Source organism: Kitasatospora sp. NPDC004745 (genome assembly GCF_042873275.1).
Lineage (GTDB): Bacteria > Actinomycetota > Actinomycetes > Streptomycetales > Streptomycetaceae > Kitasatospora.
Map to the genome: position 1 here is coordinate 498,503 of NZ_JBIALK010000002.1, position 17,421 is coordinate 515,923.

The following is a 17,421-nucleotide window of genomic DNA, read 5'->3' on the forward strand; positions in this document are numbered from 1 at the left end:
GCTCGGTCAGATCCACCCATAGCGCCCGAATGCTCGCTACATTCACGCCGATTCCCGACAGGGGGCGCCGCCCCAGGCAGCCGAAGCGCTGGTGGAGCCAGGTGCGACGTCCGAGAGGTGTTGACTGACATGCCCCAACGGCCTGCTACCGACCGCCCGGCGTACGGACCGCTCGACCCGCTCGGCCAGCACCGAGGTCCGGTCGGCCGGGCCCTTCCGGACGCCCCCGACACCCTGACCGCCGACACCCGGACCGCCGATACCCTCACGGCCGACCCTCTGACGGCCGACGACCCGACCGCGGGCGACCCGCGGCTGCCCGCGCAGGCCGCACCCGACCGGCACGAAGGCGACCGGCACGCAGCCGACCGGCACGAAGGCGCCGGGCCGGCCCCGGCGCCCTCCGGCGGGCACACCGGTCACTCCGGTCCGGCCCCGCAGAACGGCCAGCTCGCCGCGCTGATCGAGGAGGCCGGCTTCTCGCACGCCGGTCTGGCCCGCCGGGTCGACCAGCTCGGCCTGGAGCACGGTCTCGACCTGCGCTACGACAAGACGTCCGTCACCCGCTGGCTGCGCGGCCAGCAGCCGCGCGGCGCGACCCCGGCCCTGATCGCCGAGGTCTTCACCCGCCGCCTCGGCCGCCGCCTCACCGCCCAGGACCTCGGCCTGGACGCCTGCGCCCCGGTGTACGCGGGCCTGGAGTTCGCCGAGACCCCGCAGGAGGCGGTGGACATCGTGGCGAGCATGTGGCGCAAGGACAACGGCCCGCAGTCCGAGCTGCGCCGGATCGCCTTCACCCCGGCCGGCCTGGTCGTCCCCAGCCGGGACTGGCTGATCGGGCGCACCGACGAGCGGGTCGCCCGGGACGGCTCCACGCTGGCCCGCCCCGACGCCGCCACCGGACCGCCCCCCACGGGCACGGCCGCCCAGGGCCCGCCCGGTGCGTCCGCCGCGGGCCCGGCGCGCGCCCAGGGCCCGGGCGCACGCCCGACCGCCGGCACCACCGGCACCGCCGCCGTGCCCGCCGTCGGCCGGGTCCCCACCCAGAGCCGCCGCCCGCCGGCCGCCGTCGAGCCGCCGTACCACGACCCGGCCCGCGAGTCCCGCCCCGCGCTGCGGGTCGGCCGCGGCGACATCGCCGCGATCCGCGCCGTCGGCGACCTCTTCCGCGCGCTCGACCACGCCTACGGCGGCGGGCACGCCCGGCAGGCGCTGGTGCGCTACCTGGAGAGCGAGGCCGAGCCGATGCTGCGCGGCCGCTACGGCGAGCAGATCGGCCGGGCGCTGTTCGGCGCGGTCGCCGACCTCACCAGGCTGGCCGGCTGGACGTCCTTCGACATCGCCGCGCACGGCCTCGCCCAGCGCTACTTCGTGCAGGCGCTGCGACTCTCGCAGGCGGCCGGGGACCGCGCGCTCGGCGGGTACGTCCTGGTGACGATGAGCCAGCAGGCCGTCCACCTGGGCCACGGCCGGGAGGCCGTCCAGCTGGCCCGGGTCGCCCAGCAGGGCGTGGGCACGGCGGTGCCGCCGGTGGTGCAGTCGCTGATGCACGCCGCCGAGGCGCGCGGGCACGGCCTGCTGGGTGACGTCAGGGCCTGCACCACCGCCCTGGTGCGCTCCGAACGGGCCCTGGCCGCGGCCCGCCCCGGCGACGAACTCCCTTCTTGGGCACGGTACTTCGACGAGGCACAGCTCTCCGACGAGTTCGCCCACTGCTACCGCGACCTGCAGCAGTGGCGCACCTCGGCGCAGCACGCCGAGAAGTCGCTGCGGCTGCGCTCGCCCGCCTACGCGCGCAGCCGCATCTTCTGCCGGCTGGTGCTGGCCACCGCCCGGCTCGGCATGGGGGACCTCGACGAGGCCTGCACGATGGCCACCGACGCGCTGCGGGCGGCGGGGGAGATGCGCTCGGCCCGCTCGCTGGAGTACGTCAGGGACTTCCACCGCCGCCTCACCCCCTACCGGGGCAGCCCGGTGGCCCGTGCCTTCGAGGAGACGGCCCGCCAGGCGGGGGTGATCTGAGGCCCGGGGCGGCGGGGTCGGCCACGCGGCGCCCGCCCGTTCCGGCGGGCTGCCGCGCAGCTCGGCGGAGCCGATCCCGTCGCCGGCCCGGACCACCGGCCCGGCCGGGCCCCGGTCCGTCGTCGAACCCCGTCCGCGGGGCGGCCCCGGGGCCGTCAGGCCGCCGCGGCCTCCCGGGCGGAGGCCGGCACGCCGAGGTCGCGCAGCACCGCCTGCGCTGCCCGCCGGCCGGACACCAGTGCCCCCTGCACGCTACTGGTGTCCCGGTGGTCCCCGGCGACGTAGAGGCCGGCCAGCACCCGCACCGGGCGCCGGGGGTTGTGCGGCGGCGGCATCGCGGGCACGGCGTCCGGGACGTGCCGCACGCTCAGGAACTGCCAGCCCGTCGTCGGGGTGCCGTACAGCTCCGCGAGCCGGGCCCGGACCGCCGGTTCCAGCCCGGCCGGGCCGCCCGCGTCGAAGGACCGCCGGCCGAGCACGGTGGTGGCGATGAGCGCCTGCCCGGCCGGGGCGTACGAGGGGTGCAGCTCGCTGAGCACCAGCGAGTGCGAGACCAGCGGCGGCTGCCCGGCGGGCCGGTCGCCGTCGAGCAGCAGGACGGCCTCGCTCAGCGGGGCGCGGTCGGCCGCGTGGTAGAAGGTCGTGACGGGGTGGAAGTCCGGCAGCCGCAGCCCGGGCAGCAGGTCGGCGGCGGACCGCGCGTCGGTGGCGAGCACGACGGCCTGGGCGCCGATCCGCCCGTGGGTGAGGGTCTCCACGCCGTCGGCGGTGACCGAGGTGACCTGCACCCCGGTGCGCACGGTGCCGGCGGGCAGGGCGGCGGCCAGCTGGGCCGGCACGGCCGCGATCCCGTCGGCGGGCAGACAGAGCCGGCCGCGCGCGTAGGAGCGCAGCACCAGGTCGGCGATCCGGCTGCTGGTGCCGAGGGCCGGGTCGCTGAGCAGGGCGCTGAGCAGCGGCCGCAGGAAACCGTCGACGGTGCGCGGGGCGAGCCCGTGGCCGGTCAGCGCGCGGGCGGTGGTGGTCTCCGGGCGGGCCTGGAGCCTGCCGGCGGGGGTGGCGGCGAGCCGGCCGAGCCAGCTGCCGAGCCGGGCCTTGTCGAGCGTGGTGCCGAGCGGGGCCCGGGTGGCGGCCTGCCGGGCGGTGGTGAGCTGGGGGTCCCCGGTGCGGTGGCGGCGGCCGCCGCTGTGCACGAGTACGCCGGGCGCGAGCGGGCGCAGGTCGAGCCGGTCGAGGTCGAGCACGCGGCGTGGTTCGGGGAACGCGGTGTTCAGCAGGTGGCCGCCGTCGTCGAGCCGGAATCCGTCGAGCTCGCGGGTGGCCATCCGGCCCCCGATCCGGTCCGTGGCCTCGAGGACCTGGACGGTGAGGCCGTGGCCGGTGAGTGCGCGGGCGGCGGCCAGGCCCGCGAGTCCGGCGCCGACCACGACGACGTCCGGGTCGGACGGACGGCGGGCGCGGCGGGTGAAGTCGTACGTGGGCACGGGCGTGCTCCCTCCCTGGTCCCGGGGCTCCGGCCGACGCAGGCAGCGGGGTGCCGGGACACGGTCCGACGATGTGATGCCCAGTCGGTGTGAGCATCAGACAGACGCACCGGGCCCGATCCGAGGGCAGGGAGGGGTCGTGCGGCACCGGGCGGGGGCGCGGTCACGGACAGTGCGCCGTGACGGCCGGGTTCCGGGGTCGACGGGCGCGCACGGTCACCGGGGGCGTGCAACGCGCCCGGGGTGTGCTCCCGTGCGCCCCCTCCCGGAGCCCCGTCCGGCCTCAGCCCGGCATATGCCCCTGGCCAGGGTGGATGCCGTAGCCGGGGTACGCCGACGGGCCTACCGGCACGCGGCCGCCGACCCGTCGCACCGTGGCGGCGGAGCACCCGCCCCGCCACCGCCCGTCACACCGCCGAGCGCACCACCGCGGGCACCCGCCCGTCGGACCACTCGTCGACCGCCGGCCGCACCACACGGGCACCCGCCCGTCGGACCACTCGTCACACCGCCGAGCGCACCACCGCGTCCACGTCCGGGTGCGCGAAGCGGAACCCGGCGTCCAGCAGCCGCCGCGGCACCACCCGGTGGCTGCCGACGACCTCGACCGCCAGCTCCCCGAGCACCACCCGGAGCACCGCCTCCGGCACCGGGAACGGAGTCGGGCGCCGCAGCGCCCGGCCGAGCGCGGCGGTCAGTTCGGCGTTGGTGGCGGGCTCGGGCGCGCTGAGGTTGACGGCGCCCGAGAGGTCGTCCCGGTCGATCAGGAAGCGCAGCGCGGCGACCTCGTCCTCCAGCGAGAGCAGGCTCCAGTACTGCCGGCCGTCGCCGAGCCGCCCGCCCAGGCCCATTCTGAACAGGGGGAGCAGGCGCGCACCGGCCCCGCCGGCGGCGGAGAGCACCATCCCGGTGCGCGGGTGCACCACGCGGATCCCGGCCCGTTCCGCGGGCCGGGCGGCCGCCTCCCACTCCACGCAGACCTCGGCGAGGAAGTCGTCGCCGGCGGGGGAGTCCTCGTCGATCACCCGGTCGCCGGTCTGCCCGTACCAGCCGACCGCGGAGGCGCTGACCAGGACCCGCGGCGGCTCCTTCAGCTCGGCCAGGGCGACGGCCAGCGTCTCGGTGCCGAGGACCCGGCTCTCCCGGATCTCCCGCTTGTAGGAGTCCGTCCAGCGGTGGTCGCCGACCCCGGCGCCGGCCAGGTGCACCACCGCGTCCGTTCCGGCCAGTCCGCCCCGCTCGACCTGGCCGAGCAGCGGGTTCCAGCCGATGGCCGTGCTGCCGTCGGGCTGCGGGCCCGTCCTGGACCGGCGCCGGACCAGCCGGACCACCTCGTGGCCGTCCGCCAGCAGGGAGCGGACGAGTGCCGAACCGATCAATCCCGTGGAGCCCGTGACAACGATGCGCATGCGCCCATCCTTCCAGTCGTGCCGGCGGTTAACCGCTGTGACGTCCGGGCGCGTCTCACTAGTATGACGCGCATGCTCGACGACGAACTGATCATCCGCCCGGCCCGGCCCGAGGACGAGCGTGAACTCGCGGTCCTCAACCGGGCCGCGTGGTCCCCGCTGTCCGAGGTCGCCCCGCTGCCGCCCGAGGGGGACGGCGTCTTCGACGACCGGCACGCCCCGGAGCAGTTCCTGCTCGCCCTCCTGGGCGGCCGGATCGTCGGCTACGTCCGCCAGGTCCCGCCGACCCCGCTGGCCAGCAACCGGCACGTCCGCCAGATCCAGGGCCTCGCCGTCGACGGCGCGGTCCGCGGCCGGGGCGTCGGCCGTCGCCTGGTGGAGGCGGCCTGCGAGGCGGCCCGGGCGGACGGCGCGCGCCGGATGACCCTGCGGGTGCTCGGCTGGAACGTGCCGGCCCGCCGCCTCTACGAGAGCTGCGGCTTCGTCGTCGAGGGCTCGCTGGCCGAGGAGTTCCTGATCGACGGGTCCTACGTGGACGACGTATGGATGGCCCGCCGGCTCGTCGACCGAACCTGACCGAGCACCGCCAACGGCCGCACCTGACGGCCCGTCAGTCGCGGCCGGGTGGTGCAGAGTCGTGACCAAAGCGCCCTGTCTGGACCGCCGCCGTGCCGGGTACCGTACGGCCGTGAGCAACTCGACGCCCCCCGGGTGGTACCCGGTCTCCGGTGCGGACGGCACCGCCGGTCACGAGCGCTGGTGGGACGGCAACGCCTGGACCAGTGAGGTGCGCCCGCTGCAGGGCGGCGCCGCCGGGGTGGCCGACGCCCCCACCCAGGGCTGGAAGCCCTCCGCGCAGCAGCCCGGTTACGGCTACGGCGGCCCGCAGGACACCCCCGGCTACGGCTACCCGGGCAGCGCCCCGGCCCCGGGCTACGGCTACCCCGGCCAGGACGGCCAGGGCGGATCGCCCGCCCAGGGCGTGGGCTACGGCTACGGCTACCCGGCGCAGCCCGCGCCCGGCCGGGTCAGGCCCGGCATGCTCGTCGGCATCGGCCTCGGGGTGCTGGCCGTGGGCGGGATCATCGCCGGGATCGTGCTCAACAGCGGCGGCTCCCCGCAGGCCGACCCGACCCCGGTCCCGACGGTCACCATCACCCAGGGCTCCAGCCCCTCCCCGAGCCCGACCGCGAGCGCGCCCACCGTCACCCCGACGCTGCCCACGCCGAAGCCGGCCCCGGCCGTGAAGTCCACCGTCCCGGACGCGCAGCACGCGATCACCGTCCCGGTGCTCGACGGCTGGGACGCCGGGACGGACTCCACCCACTCCACGGTCTTCCTCGGCACCGGCCGCTACACCTGCGCGGACGGCAACTCCTGCATCCGCGGGCAGTTCTCGGTCGAGAAGGACACCGTCCAGGGCGCCACCGCCAAGGCGGCGGCCGAGGCGACGATGCCCACCTACGCCGGGCAGATCTTCACCGGGATCACCTCGCACACCGACTCCGGCTCCGGCTACGCCACCGTCGCGGGCGTCTTCGGCTACGCCGTGCGCTGGCACGTCCGCACCTCGGACGGCACCCAGGGCTACGTCCTGCTGGCCGCGGTGCCGGCCAAGGGAGGCGGCTTCGTGGTCTTCCAGGGCGGCGTGGACGACGACCCGAAGGCGCCCGACGCCTCCGTGCTGGACCAGATCCTCAAGGGGATCCAGCAGGACGGCACGTCGGGCGGCGGCAGCACCACCTGATCCGGGGCCGGCGCCCGGATCGGGTGCCCGGGCGCGGGGTCAGTCGCCGTAGCGCTCCCAGAGCTTGGGGAACCGCTTCGCCATGACGTCGGGGTCGTCGAAGTCCAGCGACGCCCCCGAGGGCCGGCCGGCCTGCCGCCCGCCCACCTCGGGCAGCGGCAGCCCGGTGAGCTGCTCGTACGCCTCGTCGGCGGCGAAGCCGAGGTCCTCGGCCTCGCCGTCCTCCTCCTCGTCGAACTCGGGCAGCAGGTCCGCCAGGTCGTCCGGTTCGGCCAGCCCGCCCTCGAAGACGTCCCGGCCCTGGCCGATCAGCCAGCAGCGGAAGAAGTCGAAGGTGTCCTCGGAGGCGCCGTCCAGCAGCAGGTAGGCCGCGCCCCACAGGTCGGAGCGGTAGGCGCGCTGGAACCGGGCCTCGAACAGCCGGGCGAAGTCGATGACGTCGTCCGGGGTCAGTTGGACCAGCCGTTCCACCAGGCGGTCGGCCTGATCGTCCGGGTCGCCGTCGGCGGCCTCCCGGGTCTCGTCGATGATCTGCCAGAAGTCGGTCTCGTCCATCACCGCTCAAGCATCCCCGTTCGCCCGCCCCGGCGCATGCCATGGCCCGGCGAAACGCTGGGCGACCCTCCGGGGAGTGACGTGACCGCCCCCGCCCGACCGCTCGCCGCCGCGACCGCCCCCCACCCGACCGCTCGCCGCCGCGACCGCCCCCCTCCGGGAACGGCGGAACCCCGCACCGTCCGGGGACGGTGCGGGGTTCCGCGGGGTCGGAGCGACCGGGGAGCGCCTTACAGGCCGAGCTCGACCTCGAACTCGCCGGCCTCCAGGATCTCCTTGACCGCGACCAGGTAGCGGGCGGCGTCGGCGCCGTCCACCAGGCGGTGGTCGTAGGAGAGCGACAGGTAGGTCATGTCGCGGATGCCGATGGCGGTGCCGCCGTCGGCCTCGATGACGACCGGGCGCTTGACGGTGGCGCCGATGCCCAGGATGGCGGCCTGGTTCGGCGGCACGATCACGGTGTCGAACAGGGCACCGCGCGAGCCGGTGTTGCTGATCGTGAAGGTGGCACCGGACAGCTCGTCCGGGGTGATCTTGCTGTCGCGGACCTTGGCGGCCAGCTCGGCGGTCTTCTTCGAGATGCCGGCGATGTTGAGGTCGCCCGCACCCTTGATGACCGGGGTCATCAGACCCTTCTCGGAGTCCACCGCGATACCGATGTTCTCGGTGTCGAAGTAGGTGATGGTGCCCTCGGCGTCGTTGATCCGGGCGTTGACGACCGCGTGGGCCTTCAGCGCCTGGGCGGCGGCCTTGACGAAGAACGGCATCGGGGACAGCTTCACGCCCTCGCGGGCGAGGAAGGAGTCCTTGGCACGGCCGCGCAGCGCCATGATCTTGGTGACGTCCACCTCGACCACGCTGGTGAGCTGGGCCTGCTCGTGCAGGGCCTTCATCATGTTGTCGCCGATGACCTTGCGCATGCGGGTCATCTTGACCGTCTGGCCGCGCAGGGCGGACGGCGCGGCGGCGGCCTTCGGCGCGGCAGCGGCCGGAGCGGCGGCGGCGACCGGGGCCGGAGCGGCCTTGGCGGCCTCCGCGGCGGCGATGACGTCCTGCTTGCGGATGCGGCCGCCGACACCGGTGCCGGTGACGGAGGTCAGCGCGATGCCGTGCTCGGCGGCGAGCTTGCGCACCAGCGGGGTGACGTAGGCGTCACCGGCGTCGGCCACCGGGGCGGCCGGAGCGGCGGCGACCGGGGCCGGGGCGGCCACGGGGGCGGCCGGGGCAGTCGGAGCCGGGGCGGCCACGGGGGCGGCCGGGGCGACGGGGGCCGGGGCGGCGGCGACCGGGGCCGGAGCGGCCGGGGCAGCCGGAGCCGGGGCGGCCACGGGAGCCGGAGCTGCCACCGGGGCCGGGGCCGGAGCGGCGGCCGGAGCGGCGGCGACGGCGCCGGCGGCACCGATCAGCGCGAGCTGGGCGCCGACCTCGGCGGTCTCGTCCTCGCCGACCAGGATCTTCACGACGACACCGGCGACGGGCGACGGGATCTCGGTGTCGACCTTGTCGGTGGAGACCTCGAGCAGCGGCTCGTCGACCTCGACCGTCTCACCCTCGGCCTTCAGCCAGCGGGTGACGGTGCCCTCGGTGACGGACTCGCCCAGGGCGGGGAGCAGCACCGGGGTGGCGTCGCCGGCCGGGGCGGCCGGGGCGGCCGGCGCCTCGGCGACCGGAGCCGGAGCGGCGGCCGGGGCCTCGGCGGCCGGGGCCTCGGCGGCCGGGGCCGGGGCGGCGACGGGCGCGGCCTCGGCGACCGGGGCGGCGACGGGGGCCGGCGCACCGGAGCCGTCGTCGATGATCGCCAGCTCGGCGCCGACCTCGACGGTCTCGTCCTCGGCGACCTTGATCGAGGCCAGGATGCCGGAGGCCGGCGCCGGGATCTCGGTGTCGACCTTGTCGGTGGAGACCTCGAGCAGCGGCTCGTCGACCTCGACACGCTCACCCTCGGCCTTCAGCCAACGGGTGACGGTGCCCTCGGAAACGCTCTCGCCCAGCGCGGGCAGTGTTACTGAGACCGCCATGGTTTCAGCGACTCCTATCAAGTCTTGCGTACTGGAAATGGGGTGTGGGGGCGGGGCGTGATCAGTCGTGCGCGTGCAGCGCCTTGCCGGCCAGCGCCAGGTGCGCCTCGCCCAGGGCCTCGGACTGGGTCGGGTGCGCGTGGATGAGCTGCGCGACCTCGGCCGGCAGCGCCTCCCAGTTGTAGATCAGCTGAGCCTCGCCGACCTGCTCGCCCATGCGGGCGCCGACCATGTGGACGCCGACCACGGCGCCGTCCTTGACCTGGACGAGCTTGATCTCGCCGGCGGTCTTCAGGATCTTGCTCTTGCCGTTGCCGGCCAGGTTGTACTTGAGCGTGACGACCTTCTCCTTGCCGTACAGCTCGACGGCCTTGGCCTCCGAGATGCCGACGGAGGCGACCTCGGGGTTGGAGTAGGTCACGCGCGGGACGCCGTCGTAGTCGATCGGCACCGGCTTGAGGCCGGCCAGGCGCTCGGCGACCAGGATGCCCTCGGCGAAGCCGACGTGGGCCAGCTGCAGGGTCGGGGCGAGGTCGCCGACGGCCGAGATGGTGGGCACGTTGGTGCGCATGTACTCGTCGACCAGGACGTAGCCGCGGTCCATCGCGACGCCGTTCTCCTCGTAGCCGAGGCCGGCCGAGACCGGGCCGCGGCCGATGGCCACGAGCAGCAGGTCGGCGTCGATCTGCTTGCCGTTCTCGGTGGAGACGCGGACACCGGTCTCGGTGTACTCGACGCCGGAGAAGCGGGCCTTCAGCTCGAACTTGATGCCGCGCTTGCGGAACGCGCGCTCCAGCAGCTTGGAGGAGTTCTCGTCCTCCAGCGGGACGAGGTGCGGCAGCGCCTCGACGATGGTGACCTCGACGCCGAAGGACTTCCAGACCGAGGCGAACTCGACGCCGATCACGCCGCCGCCGAGGATGACGGCCGACTTCGGGATGCGGTCGAGCTTGAGGGCGTGGTCGGAGGAGATCACGCGGTTTCCGTCGATCTCCAGGCCCGGGATCGAGCGCGGGACGGAGCCGGTGGCGAGGACGATGTGGCGGCCCTCGATGCGCTGGCCGTTGACGTCCACCGAGGTCTGCGAGGAGAGCTTGCCCTCGCCCTGGACGAAGGTGACCTTGCGGGAGGCGACCAGGCCCTGCAGGCCCTTGTACAGGCCGGCGATGACGTCGTCCTTGTACTTGTGGACGCCGTTGATGTCGATGCCCTGGAAGGTGGCCAGCACGCCGAACTCGGCGGCCTCCTTCGTCTCGTCCGCGATCTCGGCGGCGTGCAGCAGCGCCTTGGTCGGGATGCAGCCGCGGTGCAGGCAGGTGCCGCCCAGCTCACCCTTCTCGACCAGGGCGACACTCAGGCCCAGCTGAGCGGCGCGGAGCGCCGCGGCGTAACCGCCGCTTCCGCCTCCGAGAATGACTACGTCGAAAACGGTGCTGGCGTCGTTCGCCACGTCACGTCCTCCATGCAATGGGGTGGGTCGCCGGGCCGGTCGCGGTCCGGTGGGTCGGAAGCCTTTGTGGGGCGCCCAGTCGTGCCGGAAATACATCTTCGCACTTGTTCGCGGTGGCTGATGTCCGGGTCCACCCCAGGGGTGTCCCACGGAGTGGTCACCGGGGCGGGAACACCCCCGACGGAAGGGCATCGTTGCAGCTCAACGGGGGGTTGACAGCTGCTTTCCGGGAGTTGTCGAGCTCCTCTGCGGCAGCCTCTTCCGCAGTGTGGAACAAAGTTTCGCCCGCAGCGAACAGGGGTGCGGGGCGGTCCCCGCGTCTACTCGCAGGTAACCGGCCCGGGAACGTCGACGGGGGCCCGGCGCGGACGCGCCGGACCCCCGTGGAGCGGGTGGCCGATCAGGCCTTGGCGCCCGCCGCGGTCTGCTCGGCGTAGCGGACCAGGGTGCGCACCGCGCTCGCGGTGCCGCCCTTCGGGGTGTAGCCGAACGGCGCGGTCTCGTGGAAGGCCGGGCCGGCGATGTCCAGGTGCGCCCAGTCGGTGCCCTCGGCGACGAACTCCTGCAGGAACAGGCCGGCCACCAGGCCGCCGCCCATCCGCTCGCCCATGTTGGCCAGGTCGGCGATGGTCGACTCGGTCATGCCCTTGCGCAGGTCGGCCGGCAGCGGCATCGGCCAGGACTGCTCGCCCGCCTCGCCCGCGATGGTGTGCAGGTTCTCGCGCAGCTCGGCGTTGTTGGACATCACGGCGAAGGTGCGGTGGCCCAGGGCCAGCACCATCGCGCCGGTCAGGGTCGCCACGTCGACGATGACGTCCGGGTTCTCCTCGCCGGCCCGCACGATCGCGTCGGCCAGCACCAGGCGGCCCTCGGCGTCGGTGTTCAGGACCTCGACGGTCTTGCCGCCGTACATCCGCAGCACGTCGCCCGGGCGGGTGGCGGAGCCGGACGGCATGTTCTCGGCCAGCGCCAGCCAGGCGGTCACGTTGACGACCAGGCCCAGGCGCTTGGCGGCCACCACGGCGGCGAACACGGCGGCGGCGCCGGCCATGTCGCACTTCATGGTCTCGTTGTGGCCGGCCGGCTTCAGCGAGATGCCGCCCGAGTCGTAGGTGATGCCCTTGCCGACGAACGCCAGCGAGGCCTTCGCCTTCGGGTGGGTGTACGCCACCTTGACCAGCCGCGGCGGGTTGGCGGAGCCGCCGCCGACGCCCAGCAGGCCGCCGAAGCCGCCCTTGAGCAGCGCCTTCTCGTCCAGCACCTCGACCTTGAGGCCGTGCTCCTTGCCGGCCGCCTGGGCGATCGCGGCGAAGCTCTTCGGGTTCAGGTCGTTCGGCGCGGTGTTGACCAGGTCGCGGGCCCGGTTCATCTCCTCGCCGACCACGGCGGCGCGCTCCACGGCGGCCTTGGCGTCCTTGCTGCCCTTGCGGGCGGTCAGCACGACCAGCTCGCCGACCGGCTCCTTGCCGTTGCCGTTGCCCTTGTAGGCGCCGAAGGCGTACGAGCCCAGCAGACCGCCGAGCGCGACAGCCTCGACGTCGTCCGCGGACTCCACGGGCAGGGCCAGGGCGACCTTCTTGGCGCCGGCCAGGGTACGGGCGGCGACACCGGCCGCGCGGCGCAGGGTCTCCGCCTGGTAGCCGTCCTCGGCGGCCTCGCCGAGACCGACCGCGAGCACGAGCGCGGCCTTCAGGCCGGCGGCGGAGGGAACCTTGACGGCCTCGCCCTCGGCGCCGGTCGCGCCCAGGGTGCCGAGGACCTCGGCCAGCTTGCCCTCGAACGCCTCGTTCACGGCCTCGGCGCCGGGGGCCAGCGCGATGCCCTTGGGGCCCTTCGCGACACCGACCACCAGCGCGTCCGCGCGCAGCGAGGCGGCGGAGGAGGTGCTCACAGACAATGCAGTCACGTAATGCGTCCTGTTCTTTCGCGGTCCACGGCCGGTCGCGGCCTGACTGCCGCACCGGCGCAGCCAGCCGTCGCGGGCCGGTCCGCCGGCGCGAGCCGGGTCCGGGCCCCCTGGCGCGCGCGGCCGCCCGCGGCGGGCGCGCACACCAGAGGCCCCGGCTCCTCGGTGAACGCCGGGCGGGCAGGACCTGCCACGGTGCAGGGCTGCGGTGCTCCCCGCATGGTAGTCCGCATGGTGGGATCACGCGCCGCCCGGTGTCAGCCCAGCAACGCCAAGGCGAACAGCGTCCCGGTCGCGGCGGTTTCCGCCATCGCTCCGAGCACGTCCCCGGTGATCCCGCCGAACCGCCGCACACACCGTCCCAGCAGCAGCCATGCGCAGCCGACGCCGAGCACAACGGACGCGGGGAGGCGAAGGGCTGACGATCCGTCGAACGTTCCGAGCGCGGCCAGCACCAGCGCCGCGGCGGCCGTCCCCAGCGCCGCGCCGGCGGGCGGGACGGTCCCCGCCACCATCGCGCCCAGCCCGCCCGGCCTGGCGGGCGGCACCGACCGCAGGCACCCCCAGGCGAGCGCGCAGCGCGCGGCCACCGCCGAGGCCAGCACCGCGAGGGCCCCGCGCGGGAGGGACTCCGCGAACTGCCCGGCCAGCGCGGCGACCTGCGCGAGCAGCGCGAGCAGCAGGGTCAGCACGCCGAACGGGCCGATGTCGGACTGCTTCATGATGCGCAGCGCGTCCTCGGCCGGCTTCCCGCTGCCCAGGCCGTCCGCGACGTCCGCCAGCCCGTCCAGGTGCAGCCCCCGGGTCAGCGCGGCCAGCACACCCACCGCGGTGACCGCGCCGAGCGCTCCGCCGGCCCGCCAGGCCACCAGGGCCCCCGCCCCGGCGGCCAGCGCCCCGAGCACCAGGCCCACCAGCGGGGCGGCCGTCATCGCCCGCCCGCCGGCGGCGCGGTCCCACCGCTCCACCCGGACCCGGAGCACCGACAACGTCCCGAAGGCGAACCGCAAGCCCTCGGCCCAACTGGCGCCCTGCACGGCGTGTTTCCCTTCGACCGGAAGCGCCCCGGCCGGGGTGCCGGGGCCCTCCCCGGCCCCGGACGGGGCGCTGGTGATCCTTGGCGGCGCGGCTACAGCCGGCGCAGCAGGTCAGCCGCCGACGGCAGCTTCGGCTGCTCCTTCGGCCCCGCGGGGACGAACGCCTTCGGCGCCTCGTCCGCGAGCGCGTCGCCCGCGGCCTGCAGCAGCGGCAGGGCCAGCAGCGCGCCGACGCCCTCGCCGAGGGTGATCCCCTGGTCCTGCAGCGGCGTCAGGGTGAGCCGGTCGTAGGCCTTGGCCTGAGCCGGCTCGCCGCTGGACTGCCCGGCGCGCCACCACTCCGGGGCGCGGAAGGCGATCCGCTGGGCGACCAGGGCGCAGGCGGCCGAGACGACGCCGTCCAGCACCACCGGCAGCTGCCGGACCGCGGCCTGCAGCAGGAAGCCGGTGATCGCGGCGAAGTCGGCGCCGCCGGTGGCGCCGAGCAGGGCCAGCTGGTCGCCGAGCACCGGCCGGGCCCGCCGCAGCGAGTCGCGGACGGTGGCGCACTTGACCATCCAGACCCGGTCGTCGATGCCCGAGCCGCGCCCGGTGACCGCGGCCGCGTCCGTCCCGCACAGGGCGCCGACCAGCACGGCGGCGACGGTGGTCGCGCCGACCCCGAGGTCGCCGAGCAGCACCAGGTCGGTGCCGGCGTCGGCCTCCTCGTCGGCGACGGCCATGCCGGCCCGGAAGGCCCGTGCCGTCTCCTCGGGGGTGAGCGCGTCCTCGACGTCGATCCGGCCGGAGCCGCGCCGGATCCGGTGGGTGACCACCTCGTCGGGGAAGTCGGAGGGGTCGGCGTCCACCGCGACGTCGACGACCCGCACCTCGGCGCCGTAGCGCCGGGCCAGCCGGGCCACCGGCGCGGTGCCGTCCAGCACCGCGCGGACCCGGGCGGCGGTGCCGCCCTCGGCGGGCAGCCGGGAGACGCCGAGCGCGGCGACGCCGTGGTCGGCGGCGAACAGCAGCACCTTGGGGGCCGACACCGGCCGCACCGGGGAGCGCCCCTGCACGGACGACAGCCAGCTGCCCAGTTCCTCGAGCCTGCCCAGGCCGCCGCGCGGCCGGCCGGCCTCCTGCCAGCGTTCCTCGGCGGCCCTGCGGGCGCTCTCGTCGGGGCGCTCGACGAGCGAGGAGAACGTATCGAGATCCACGGTCGTGTCCATCGTCCGGAAGGCTACACGCCGCGGATGTTCGGGCCGAGGCTGGCGTGCGATGCCGTCGGCCGGGGGCGCTCAGCGCACCGGTCGCTCGTCCTTGATCGCCATCACCTGTCCGGCCACGACCAGCAGAACCCGCTCCGAGCCGTCCGCCACGGCCATGTTGAGCCGGCCCAGGGTGTCGCGGAATCGCCGGCCGGCCGCGGTCGCCGGGACGACGCCCATCCCGACCTCGTTGCTCACCGCGACGACGGAGCGCGCGGTGGTCGCCCAGGCGCGCGCCAGCCCCTCGCACCGCCGCTGCACCGCGGCCTCGCCGCCGTCCGCCCACACCCGGTCGTCCCAGGCGCCGCACTCGTCCATCACGGCGGTCAGCCACAGGGCGAGGCAGTCGATCAGCACCGGCGCCGGGTCGGCGGAGTCGGCCAGCACGGCCTCCAGGTCGCAGGTCTCGGCGGTGCGCCAGCCGGACGGCCGCCGCTCGCGGTGCAGTTCGACCCGCTGGGCCCACTCGGCGTCGCCGTCCCGGGTGCCGCCGGTGGCGACGTACAGGACGTCGGGGCGGTCGGCGAGCAGCTGCTCGGCCCGGGTGGACTTGCCGGACCGGGCACCGCCGAGCAGCAGGGTGCGGGGGAGTGCGGGGTGGGTCGCCATGGTGCTCATCCTGCCCGACGAGGCATACGGAAGATCGGGCCGGGCAGGCTAAGGTGCGCAGCACACAGGGCAGTGCACAGGCAGCGTCGTCAGTGGGAGGAGCCAGCATGGTCTGGACGTGGCGGTACGAGAAGGCGGACGGCACCGTGGTGGCGCCCGACGGCGGCCAGGAGGAGTTCGCCGGCCAGGGGGACGCCGAGACGTGGATCGGGGAGAGCTGGAAGCAGCTCGCCGAGGGCGGCGTCGACACGGCCGTCCTGCTCGACGACGACCGGGTGATCTACTCGATGAGCCTGCACGAGGCGTAACCCGCGCCGGGCGGGGCCTACTTGGCCCCGACCACGTGCAGCAGCGCGGCGACCTGCCGGTACGGGTCGGTGCGTCCGGCCCGGTACTCGGCCTCCAGCAGCTGCGCCAGTTGCCGGCCGTCCACGGGCGGGGCGGTGTCCTCGGGCGCGGTGTCGGTGAAGACCCGCACGCCGTACCAGTGCTTCAGCGGCACCGACACCTCGGAGAGCGTGACGGTGACGTCGGCGAGCCGGTCGGCGCGGGCGGCCAGGCCGAGCCGGTTGTAGTACCGGTCGGTCTCGAAGGCGTCCAGTGCGGCCCGCCAGTCCCCGGCGGCGGCGGGCCGCAGGGCGAGCGCGTCGCGGTTGCGGACCAGCAGCGAGAGCAGCCCGCCGGGCGCCAGCAGGCGGGCCAGCGAGGCGATCATCGGGTCCGGGTCGGGCAGGTACATCAGCACGCCGTGGCAGAGCACGACGTCGAAGCTGCGCGGGCCGAACCAGCGCCCGCACTGGTGGGCGTCGCCGCTGAGCAGCTGAAGCCGCCCGCGGACCTCCGCCGGCTCCTCGGCGAGCGCCCCCTGGGCGACGCCGAGCGCGACCGGGTCGGAGTCGATGCCGGTGACGTAGTGGCCGGCCCGGGCCAGGCGCAGCGCCTGGGTGCCCTGGCCGCAGCCGATGTCGAGGACGCGCTGCGCGGTGCGGCCGGTCAGCTGTTCGGCGAGCTGCCGGGAGACCAGCTCCTGGCTGACGAAGTCGCGCAGGCCGCCGTGGCGTTCCAGCCAGGCGCCGGTGCCGCCGGCGAAGGAGCCGCTGCGGGAGGGCAGTCGGCGCTCCTGGATCCGGTCGTGCCCGCCGTCGCCCTGCCCCGGCAACGCGTACAGGCCGGGCCCCTCCCAGGAGGGCGGGGCCCAGCCGTAGTCCACCGGTTCGGCGGTCAGGGCTTCTCCCCGCGACGCACCTGCGGCTTGGGCAGTCGCAGCCGGCGCATCTGCAGGATGCGCATCAGGCCGTAGGCGACGGCGCCGCGGGTGTTCTGGCCGGCGAAGCGCTCGGCGAGCTGCTTGCGCAGACCGAAGCCGAGCCGGACGAAGTCCAGGATCACCAGCACGAAGAACAGCAGGAACAGCACCGTGGACAGCAGCTGGAGGGTCGGCACCTTGACGATGCTGAGCACCAGGATGACCACGGCGGCCGGGAGGAAGAACTCGGCGAGCGACCAGCGGGCGTCCACGAAGTCGCGGGCGAACTTGCGCACCGGGCCCTTGTCACGGGCCGGGAGGTGGCGCTCGTCGCCCTCCAGCAGCGCGGTGCGCTGCTTCTCGCGCTCGGTGCGCATCCGGTCACGGGCCTGGCGGGCGGCCTCCTTGCGGTCCTTGGGCACCGTCACCCGGGTACGCCGGTTGGCCTCGGCCTCGTTGCGCTTGGGGGTGGGGCGCCCCTTCTTGGCCTCGGGGTGGCGGGCCTGGGTCGTCTCGTCCTGCTCCAGCACGGCGGCGGAGGCAGCGGCATCATCTGAACGGCGTCGGAACACACCACCAGCGTACGGGGTGCGGCGCGGCTTCCACGGGTGCCCTCGGACCCAAACGCATATCGATCGTCGCCGCCGGGGCCTCCCGACCCTTCCCGTAGGGGATCGATCGGATGGACCAT

The 17,421-nt window shown here is 75.2% G+C and carries 14 protein-coding genes and 1 pseudogene; 4 read left to right on the plus strand and 11 right to left on the minus strand.

Annotated elements, in window-relative coordinates; translation table 11 throughout:
- Positions 1–129 precede the first annotated feature (129 nt).
- A complete protein-coding gene (locus ACFYUY_RS05850; RefSeq protein WP_360207549.1) occupies positions 130–2,022 on the plus strand; it encodes a regulator in 1,893 nt (630 codons plus the stop codon).
- A gap of 155 nt (positions 2,023–2,177) precedes the next feature.
- Here ACFYUY_RS05850 and ACFYUY_RS05855 read toward each other — a convergent pair whose 3' ends face one another.
- Both ACFYUY_RS05855 and ACFYUY_RS05860 read right to left on the minus strand, forming a co-directional pair.
- Positions 2,178–3,506, minus strand: a complete 1,329-nt coding sequence (locus tag ACFYUY_RS05855; protein ID WP_360207546.1) for an NAD(P)/FAD-dependent oxidoreductase — start codon at positions 3,504–3,506, stop codon at positions 2,178–2,180.
- A 503-nt stretch (positions 3,507–4,009) separates the two neighbouring features.
- Positions 4,010–4,915 carry a TIGR01777 family oxidoreductase gene (locus ACFYUY_RS05860; protein ID WP_387898301.1) on the minus strand — a complete coding sequence of 302 codons (906 nt, stop codon included), beginning with the start codon at positions 4,913–4,915 and terminating at the stop codon, positions 4,010–4,012.
- 72 nt (positions 4,916–4,987) lie between these two features.
- Between ACFYUY_RS05860 and ACFYUY_RS05865 the strand changes: the two genes are divergently transcribed.
- Complete coding sequence (locus ACFYUY_RS05865) at positions 4,988–5,491, plus strand: GNAT family N-acetyltransferase (protein ID WP_360207541.1); 504 nt, start codon at positions 4,988–4,990, stop codon at positions 5,489–5,491.
- A gap of 112 nt (positions 5,492–5,603) precedes the next feature.
- Positions 5,604–6,662: a DUF2510 domain-containing protein gene (locus ACFYUY_RS05870; RefSeq protein WP_387898304.1), complete on the plus strand. Its 1,059-nt coding sequence runs from the start codon at positions 5,604–5,606 to the stop codon at positions 6,660–6,662.
- Between the two features lie 39 nt (positions 6,663–6,701).
- Here the strand turns inward: ACFYUY_RS05870 and ACFYUY_RS05875 are convergent, their stop codons facing one another.
- The 7 genes and pseudogenes from ACFYUY_RS05875 to cobU all read right to left on the minus strand — a co-directional run.
- A complete protein-coding gene (locus tag ACFYUY_RS05875) occupies positions 6,702–7,217 on the minus strand; it encodes a DUF4240 domain-containing protein (RefSeq protein WP_360207536.1) in 516 nt (171 codons plus the stop codon).
- A 230-nt stretch (positions 7,218–7,447) separates the two neighbouring features.
- Positions 7,448–9,235: a 2-oxoglutarate dehydrogenase, E2 component, dihydrolipoamide succinyltransferase gene (gene sucB, locus ACFYUY_RS05880; protein ID WP_387898307.1), complete on the minus strand. Its 1,788-nt coding sequence runs from the start codon at positions 9,233–9,235 to the stop codon at positions 7,448–7,450.
- Between the two features lie 61 nt (positions 9,236–9,296).
- Positions 9,297–10,685, minus strand: coding sequence for a dihydrolipoyl dehydrogenase (lpdA, locus tag ACFYUY_RS05885; protein WP_387898310.1), 1,389 nt, complete (start codon positions 10,683–10,685; stop codon positions 9,297–9,299).
- 400 nt (positions 10,686–11,085) lie between these two features.
- Positions 11,086–12,591 (minus strand): leucyl aminopeptidase, encoded by a 1,506-nt coding sequence (locus ACFYUY_RS05890; protein ID WP_360207527.1) that lies wholly within the window; start codon positions 12,589–12,591, stop codon positions 11,086–11,088.
- 257 nt (positions 12,592–12,848) lie between these two features.
- A complete protein-coding gene (locus ACFYUY_RS05895) occupies positions 12,849–13,628 on the minus strand; it encodes an adenosylcobinamide-GDP ribazoletransferase (RefSeq protein WP_387898313.1) in 780 nt (259 codons plus the stop codon).
- A 92-nt stretch (positions 13,629–13,720) separates the two neighbouring features.
- Positions 13,721–14,836, minus strand: a complete 1,116-nt coding sequence (locus ACFYUY_RS05900; protein WP_387898315.1) for a nicotinate-nucleotide--dimethylbenzimidazole phosphoribosyltransferase — start codon at positions 14,834–14,836, stop codon at positions 13,721–13,723.
- Positions 14,837–14,905: 69 nt separating this feature from the next.
- Positions 14,906–15,472 (minus strand): annotated as a pseudogene (gene cobU, locus ACFYUY_RS05905) (bifunctional adenosylcobinamide kinase/adenosylcobinamide-phosphate guanylyltransferase); the annotation flags it as partial.
- Between the two features lie 119 nt (positions 15,473–15,591).
- Between cobU and ACFYUY_RS05910 the strand changes: the two are divergent.
- Entirely contained in the window at positions 15,592–15,792 is a 201-nt protein-coding gene (locus ACFYUY_RS05910) for a hypothetical protein (RefSeq protein ID WP_360207518.1), read from the plus strand.
- Positions 15,793–15,809: 17 nt separating this feature from the next.
- Here ACFYUY_RS05910 and ACFYUY_RS05915 read toward each other — a convergent pair whose 3' ends face one another.
- Positions 15,810–16,550, minus strand: coding sequence for a class I SAM-dependent methyltransferase (locus ACFYUY_RS05915; RefSeq protein ID WP_387898671.1), 741 nt, complete (start codon positions 16,548–16,550; stop codon positions 15,810–15,812).
- Positions 16,551–16,705: 155 nt separating this feature from the next.
- Positions 16,706–17,260 (minus strand): DUF3043 domain-containing protein, encoded by a 555-nt coding sequence (locus ACFYUY_RS05920; protein WP_387898319.1) that lies wholly within the window; start codon positions 17,258–17,260, stop codon positions 16,706–16,708.
- Between the last annotated feature and the right edge of the window lie 161 nt (positions 17,261–17,421).

Coding starts and splice junctions, on each gene's coding strand:
- ACFYUY_RS05850 (WP_360207549.1), top strand. CDS start 130: ATGCCCCAACGGCCTGCTACCGACCGCCCGGCGTACGGACCGCTCGAC.
- ACFYUY_RS05860 (WP_387898301.1), bottom strand. CDS start 4,915: ATGCGCATCGTTGTCACGGGCTCCACGGGATTGATCGGTTCGGCACTC.
- ACFYUY_RS05865 (WP_360207541.1), top strand. CDS start 4,988: ATGCTCGACGACGAACTGATCATCCGCCCGGCCCGGCCCGAGGACGAG.
- ACFYUY_RS05875 (WP_360207536.1), bottom strand. CDS start 7,217: ATGGACGAGACCGACTTCTGGCAGATCATCGACGAGACCCGGGAGGCC.
- sucB (WP_387898307.1), bottom strand. CDS start 9,235: ATGGCGGTCTCAGTAACACTGCCCGCGCTGGGCGAGAGCGTTTCCGAG.
- ACFYUY_RS05900 (WP_387898315.1), bottom strand. CDS start 14,836: ATGGACACGACCGTGGATCTCGATACGTTCTCCTCGCTCGTCGAGCGC.
- ACFYUY_RS05910 (WP_360207518.1), top strand. CDS start 15,592: ATGGTCTGGACGTGGCGGTACGAGAAGGCGGACGGCACCGTGGTGGCG.